This is a genomic window from Sellimonas sp. (assembly GCF_047234585.1).
GTDB classification, from domain to species: Bacteria; Bacillota; Clostridia; order Lachnospirales; family Lachnospiraceae; genus Sellimonas; species Sellimonas caecigallum.
In genome coordinates this window covers 65,765-72,273 of the sequence record NZ_JBKSWG010000014.1, presented here as the reverse complement: position 1 = coordinate 72,273, position 6,509 = coordinate 65,765, and the positions used below count along the sequence as shown (strand labels likewise).

The window sequence follows — 6,509 nt, the reverse complement described above, 5'->3', positions numbered from 1 at the left end:
TCAGCCAGTCTGTGATCTGTTGGAGTATGCTGTCCAAAGGCGATTACCTCCTTTTGCGAATTAACCAAACAAACCAGAAAGCAGCGGAACCAATGTGATACCAATCAGGGCAACACCGCCGCCTGCCATCAACTGTTTCATGCCCTGGGATTTAGCCCCGGGATTGTCATTGCCGTAGCCCTCAAGCAAGTTAATTGCACCCCAGATACCAAGACCGGCGCCGAGAGCCACTACCAAAGTCTGAAGAACGGTTACTGCTTCATTAAAAAAACTCATATGGTTTCCTCCTTATCGTGATAGAAATTCCGTTGAAATTTGCCTGTTTTCATTAGTCAGCTGTACAAGACGGTGGGCGATTCTTCGTATGTCCGGATTCCGTTCTGAGCAGATCAAAGCCCTTTCTTCCAGACTGCTGCTGAGAAACGTGTCCATCAAATACTCCACATAATCTTTTTGATGAATTGCTTCTAAATACCTGGAATCAATCTCATCATCCGGATTTTCCGGGGCATACCTTGCCAACCATTCTTGCAGTTGACTGTGATAGCGGGTCAGCACCCCATAGGTGTAACGTTCCCGCTGTTTTGCAATCTGAACTGCTGTAGCTGTTCGTTTCGGTAAAACATACGGAACATGAGTGTCATATTGAAGCCCGAAATCTGCGGCAATTCTTTCTGCCGCTTCTTTATTGCCGATTTGAAATAAGCGGGCAACAAAATCGATCACATCACCTGTCGCACCACATCCAAAGCAATAATAATAGTCATCGTTCAGTTTCAGGCTGGGAGATTGATCGGAGTGGAATGGACATTTTGCCATTCCACCCCGCTTAACCTCAATCCCGTAATGTTCTGCGGCGGCTTTTGTAGTAACAGACTGTTTTACGACTTCAAATACAGACTGTTCCATCGACCATCTCCTCCTGACACCCGAACCCCGAATCTCTTAACCGAACAGACCGGAGAGAAGCGGAACCAGCGTGATACCAATCAGGGCAACACCGCCGCCTGCCATCAACTGTTTCATGCCCTGGGATTTAGCCCCGGGATTGTCATTGCCGTAGCCCTCAAGCAAGTTAATTGCACCCCAGATACCAAGACCTGCACCGAGAGCCACTACCAAAGTCTGAAGAACCGTTACTGCCGAGTTGAAAAATTCCATACGTTTTCCTCCTGTGATAAAAAATAGATTGATGGTTGATTCCGCACTTTCGCCATGTGCACCTGCCGAAAGGATGCGGATATAAAAATAGCCAGATAACCGATAACAGTTACCTGACTATGTAAAGGCAGCAGGATGCCGCCTGCGATTTATATGTCACAGGAATTGAGTTTCCTGAATATTTCTGCTTCTCTGTTCAGTTGCGGCAGGGAAGCTGGCAATGGTTCAATCTCAAAATGAACCGGCAATAAATTTTCCATTGTCAGCTTTTCCAGTATTTGTGCCTTTGAAATATCTCCCAGATTTCTAATACGGCATCCGGCACAAGTCCGAATCAGCAGTTCCCGAACCGTATGAATCTGATTTATTTTTAGTGCACGATATATTCTCGTTGGAAATGACAGTTCATAAATATCCTGATAAAAAAGATGCTCACTGCCGCAAATTCCTCTTCTCTGTCTATAAATTGTTTCTTCTTCAGCCAACTGATGGGTAAGATACTCAACATTGGCACAATAACCATTCGTGATATAGGCAAACATCCGCCTGTTTCCATTCAAATCCCCCAGTGCACGGGAAATACACTGGCGCACTCTGTTCTCAGTCAGATGGTATTGTTCAGCTATCTGCCGCCGGCTTTTGTAATTCTCATAATATTCACGGATAAGAAGCCTGTTTCGTTCTGTCAGGCAGGAGAGAACATAGTTCAGCCCTTCAAGCTGATCCGCACTCAAATTTTCATAATCAATGTTTGTTCCCATTTCCTCATTCAGCGATAATTCTGTCAGCAGATTCGCAGGATACAATCTTTTTCTTCTTCCCATTTTTCGTTTCCTTTCTCGAATAATATTTGGTATGTAACAGGCGGCTTTCACCGCCTGCCCAGGGATTTACTCTCCGGTAATCAGGAAAACAGACCCGCAAGCAGAGGAACAAGTGTGGTCCCGATCAGCGCCACACCGCCGCCTGCCATCAACTGTTTCATGCCCTGGGATTTAGCCCCGGGATTGTCATTGCCGTAGCCCTCAAGCAAGTTAATTGCACCCCAGATGCCAAGACCAGCACCGAGAGCAATAACCAAAATCTTCAAAACATCTACTGCGGAAGTGAAAAATTCCATATTGTAATCCTCCTGAATCTGAAATCATGAACTTTGGGTACAAAAAAAGCCTTCCGCTATACCGTTGTTTCGGTCGGAAGGCTGCTATTCGTTCTCATATTTTGTTTTCATGTTCACCCTCTTTTTTATGCAGTCATATATATCACCACCACCTTTCGATTCTTTCATCCAAAAGATGAGATACACCAGAACTACACCTCACTTTTGGCAAACTCCCGATACACCTTTTCATTTCTTGCCCGAAATGCACCCACAGTGCCTGTCGCTGCCAGTTCAGGGTAAGTTGCCTGCACTTTCTGTCTGCTGCGTCTGACCGTTTCAAACGCCGGAAAGCCTTTCTGCTCCAGCTTCATCAGAAAATCAGGTACAGTCAGCTGATACAGGTTAACGCCTTTTGCTGAGGAATAGTATCGCAAAATTTCCAGATACAGAACATTGTCGCTGTTCCTTGCAGAAGCATTTTCCTCCAAAATCTGCTTCACCAGCGAAGATACTGCTTTCAAATCATGCATCGAAATCGCTCCTTTCCGTTAATCCGCATCCACCACAACAAATTCATCGTTCGCTTTCAGCCGCAGACGATGGCTGAGAAATTCTTCGATTTTGAACTCATTTTTCTTGTCATAGTCTGCGGTCAGTTTAAAGTTTGGATGCTGCGTAAGATCATATTTATCCGATAAAAACGGTCTGACTCCACGCAGCTGTAAGATACATTTACTGCCATCCAGTACGGCAAGTTCATCCACGGAAGCAAGGTCTTTCCCCAATTTTTGATAATTCATGCCGTAAGACGGGCTGTTACCTCTGGTATTTGATGTGTTGTACATATCAATGGTTTCTTTCCCAAGTGCCTGATTCAGTTCTTTCAGAGTGGTCGGCTCAGAACCACCAAGAAAGATACGGGAGTCCATGTTACCAATGATCGTGTCGGCATTGTCCTTGTAAATTGCCTTCAGCTGAGATTGTGCCTGCAATACCAGACAGGCGGAAATCTCTCTGGAACGAATCGTTGCCACCAGTTTTTCGAGATTGGGAATCTGCCCTATATTGGCAGCTTCATCAATCAAACATCTCACATGAACCGGAAGTCTGCCGCCGTACACATCATCTGCTTTCTCACACAGCAGATTAAAAAGCTGCGTGTATATCATGGAAATCAGGAAATTAAAGGTGCTGTCCGTGTCCGACATGATAAGGAACAAAGCAGTTTTCTTATCTCCAAGCGTATCCAGCTGTAACTCATCGTAGGCGGTAATATCCCGCACCTCCTGAATGTCAAAGGGAGCCAGCCGAGCACCGCAGGAAATAAGAATACTTTTCGCTGTTTTGCCTGCCGCCAGTTTATATTTTTTATATTGGCGGACAGCAAAATGATCTGGTTTTTTCTTTTCCAATGCTTCGAACATCATATCAACCGGATTCTGAAATTCTTCGTCATCCTCACGCACTTCCATCGCATTGAGAAATTCAATCAGAGTAGAAAAATTCTGCTCCTCCAGTGGCGCTTCATAATGGATATACCCAATCAAAGCACAGTAGAGGAGTGTTTCCGCTTTCGTCCAGAACTCGTCACCGGCTTTTCCATCTCCCTTTGTGTTCGCTATCAGCGTTGTCACCAGCTTCAGAATGTCTTTTTCGGAATGGATATACGCCATCGGGTTATAGTGCATCGACTTTTTAAAGTTGATGGTGTTGAAAATCTTGATATTGTAATTGTTCTTCAAAAGTGCATTGCCGCACTCGATGACAATACTTCCCTTCGGATCAGTGACAACGTAGCTTGAGTGCATCTGAAGCAAGTTGGGTTTCAACCAAAAGCGGGTTTTACCGGAACCGGAACCACCTACAATCAGGACGTTTTTATTTCTGGCATTGGCAGGATTTTTCGGACGGTTGCTCGTCATCAATCGCTCCGTTTTTGTGAGAATGATATTATCCTCAAATTTCGGGGCCATAAACGGCTCAATATCTTTGGCAGTTCCCCAACGGGCAGAGCCATACTCTACATTGTGACGATATTTTTTTGCGTTTTTTCCCCGCAAATATACTGCCAGCCGCAAACCGGCTCCGCAGGCGATGCCAATAAGCAAATCAAATGGGTGTAAGCTCGGCAAAGGGTTCCCAAACGCCGCTGGAAGGGTAGAAAAAAGGCTGAGGATTTTAGCGGAACTGTCCGCACCCTCAGCCATACGCCATGCTTCTCCGAAATTTGTTGCAATCAATCCCACAATGAAATATGGGATATTCAGAATTAGGAGCTTTTTAATTTTTTTAGAGTCCATCACAGATCACGCTCCTGTTTCTTTTCCCGAATCTTCTTCGGCACGGATGCTACCAGATTTTTAAACTTACTGAGCTGTGCCAGCACACTCGGTTTCTTGTCCTTTGTCATTGACCTTGCCTGATGTTCCTTACAGATGGTATCAAGTGCATCGGCATCCTTTGCACGGACAAAAACGAAATATCGGGGCGGATCAACCGTCTTATCCTTCCGTACCGCAAAATCTACACCATACTTTTTTGCAAGACGCTCAAAGTCTTTGATGCCTTCTTTTTCAATTTCCGCATTGGCAGCACCCTGATTCTGCCCCAACAGTTTTTTTACCGACTGCTTTCCATGCACCGCCGGATCTCTGCCTTTTCTTGCCTTTACCTTCTCACGATGCTGCATATATTTGCGAATACCAGCAACAATGCTTCTTACCGTCAGCCTGGTTGTACTGATTGCCAGATTCACTGTCCTGTTTTCCACTTCTTCCTGCAAAGCAATCTACCTCCTTCCACACATGATAGAGAGAATAAACCTCAACGGTCTATTCCTTTGGATTTTTGTTTCTGCTTCCTGGGCTGCTTGTCAGGAATATCATGAGTTTTCTTAAATTCTGCAATCCCTTTGGGATCAAATTCTTTTAATTTCTCCAAATCAAACGCCACTACAGAATATTTTCCAAATCCCTGTTTAACGGTATATGGCAGCACTTTTCCCAGTTTGTTCTCTTTGATAAACGCTAACAGGTCTTTGCTGATGTCACCGTTGATGAACGCTTCATTCGGTTCCAAAGAAAAAGCCGGAAGATTTACTGTCATATCAGCAAATGGTTCCGGTCCGTCTTCACCATGAGAAGTAATTCCAATATAAAGCCGATCGCCGTATTGATATTCACCAATATGCAGCGATACTTTTTCCTCGCCCAGTTCCCATTTAAAGGGTACAATTTTCAAATTTTCATCCACTGTTTTATCCTTTCCTTTTTATCGAACTACATCTTTCTGATCGTAGAACAGATTTCCTCTGGATACTTTGGCATGACTGATAATCTTGATATGTCCTTTATCCTGATTGTCCAGGGCTTTTTCATACCCTGCCTGGGTCAGATAGAGCCTGGTTCGTTCACCTTTCCAGCCAACGGGCGAATCATTTGAAAGAACATCAAAAATAATCATATGCCTGGTATCATCGGCAAAACGCTGCAAGTCCATATAAGAATGTCCATGATATTCTTTTGCACCTGCCTTTGCCCTCATTTCTTCCATCAATTCCTTAATTGTTTTATCCGCCATTGGATACCTCCTCACAAAACATCTCTGTCCGGACTGTTCTTCTGCGGCATGACTTCCGCTTTCTTAGGCGCTTCCGCAACTCTTACCTTGTCATCCGGCAAAGGAAGTGCCATAACGCTGCGTCCCATCCGTACAAACATTTCCGGCTGATGAAATTCCTTTTCAAATTGCTCCATCAGTTCCGGGGACAGGGAAGCGAAATCTTCTTCTCCCAAACCGACTACCAGAAAATCACCGGCGATAATGTCATAAATCTGCCCGTTATCATCCCGCAGTGCCCGGTTCAGCTCGCTTCCATTTATCTTGCCCTCATCATTCACCACAAGAGCAACTTCTTCATTGAACGGATAGACCGCTTCAATATCACCACCCACAGCTTTCTGCAAATCTTCCAGTTCACTGCCGATCTGAACAGCCTGTGGATACATTCCCGGTTTGACCAGAAGAACATTCATCAGATGCTTCTGTTCCTGAACAAGCTCACGTTCCGCTTCTGTGCCAAACTCAACACCCGTAAAGTTCTCGGAATCCAGAATATATTCCGAATCGTAATACGCCTGCCTTACCTGTTCTTCGGCTTCTTCACGGGAAGCGGCTTCCACCGTCACAGTCTTTTCAAGTGTTTCCGTGATTTTGATGTCGTATTCTTTCACAACTCTCGACCTCC

11 protein-coding genes are annotated in these 6,509 nt (G+C 44.9%); all 11 read right to left on the bottom strand.

Translation table 11 applies throughout. From position 1 onward, the window contains the following. Positions 1-60 precede the first annotated feature (60 nt). The gene (locus ACLROL_RS07505) at positions 61-276 is read right to left on the bottom strand and encodes a Maff2 family mobile element protein (RefSeq protein WP_204907637.1); all 216 of its coding nucleotides are present in this window, start codon (positions 274-276) and stop codon (positions 61-63) included. Positions 277-288: 12 nt separating this feature from the next. Further along, complete coding sequence (locus tag ACLROL_RS07500) at positions 289-909, bottom strand: CHC2 zinc finger domain-containing protein (protein ID WP_413067614.1); 621 nt, start codon at positions 907-909, stop codon at positions 289-291. 36 nt (positions 910-945) lie between these two features. Then, positions 946-1,161: a Maff2 family mobile element protein gene (locus tag ACLROL_RS07495; RefSeq protein ID WP_002585510.1), complete on the bottom strand. Its 216-nt coding sequence runs from the start codon at positions 1,159-1,161 to the stop codon at positions 946-948. 149 nt (positions 1,162-1,310) lie between these two features. After that, positions 1,311-1,985 carry a sigma factor-like helix-turn-helix DNA-binding protein gene (locus tag ACLROL_RS07490; protein ID WP_413067613.1) on the bottom strand — a complete coding sequence of 225 codons (675 nt, stop codon included), beginning with the start codon at positions 1,983-1,985 and terminating at the stop codon, positions 1,311-1,313. Between the two features lie 80 nt (positions 1,986-2,065). Further along, complete coding sequence (locus ACLROL_RS07485) at positions 2,066-2,281, bottom strand: Maff2 family mobile element protein (protein WP_002585508.1); 216 nt, start codon at positions 2,279-2,281, stop codon at positions 2,066-2,068. 191 nt (positions 2,282-2,472) lie between these two features. Next, positions 2,473-2,793 carry a hypothetical protein gene (locus ACLROL_RS07480; protein ID WP_204907640.1) on the bottom strand — a complete coding sequence of 107 codons (321 nt, stop codon included), beginning with the start codon at positions 2,791-2,793 and terminating at the stop codon, positions 2,473-2,475. Between the two features lie 18 nt (positions 2,794-2,811). Then, complete coding sequence (locus tag ACLROL_RS07475; RefSeq protein ID WP_413067612.1) at positions 2,812-4,563, bottom strand: VirD4-like conjugal transfer protein, CD1115 family; 1,752 nt, start codon at positions 4,561-4,563, stop codon at positions 2,812-2,814. Continuing rightward, on the bottom strand, positions 4,563-5,045 hold the full coding sequence (locus ACLROL_RS07470; protein WP_413067611.1) for a PcfB family protein: 483 nt from the start codon (positions 5,043-5,045) through the stop codon (positions 4,563-4,565). The genes ACLROL_RS07475 and ACLROL_RS07470 overlap by 1 nt, the downstream gene beginning before the upstream one ends. A gap of 41 nt (positions 5,046-5,086) precedes the next feature. Further along, positions 5,087-5,515, bottom strand: coding sequence for a DUF4313 domain-containing protein (locus tag ACLROL_RS07465; protein WP_204907643.1), 429 nt, complete (start codon positions 5,513-5,515; stop codon positions 5,087-5,089). An 18-nt stretch (positions 5,516-5,533) separates the two neighbouring features. After that, positions 5,534-5,842, bottom strand: a complete 309-nt coding sequence (locus ACLROL_RS07460) for a DUF5720 family protein (protein WP_413067610.1) — start codon at positions 5,840-5,842, stop codon at positions 5,534-5,536. Positions 5,843-5,853: 11 nt separating this feature from the next. Next, positions 5,854-6,495: a DUF3846 domain-containing protein gene (locus tag ACLROL_RS07455; RefSeq protein WP_413067609.1), complete on the bottom strand. Its 642-nt coding sequence runs from the start codon at positions 6,493-6,495 to the stop codon at positions 5,854-5,856. Positions 6,496-6,509: the final 14 nt, after the last annotated feature.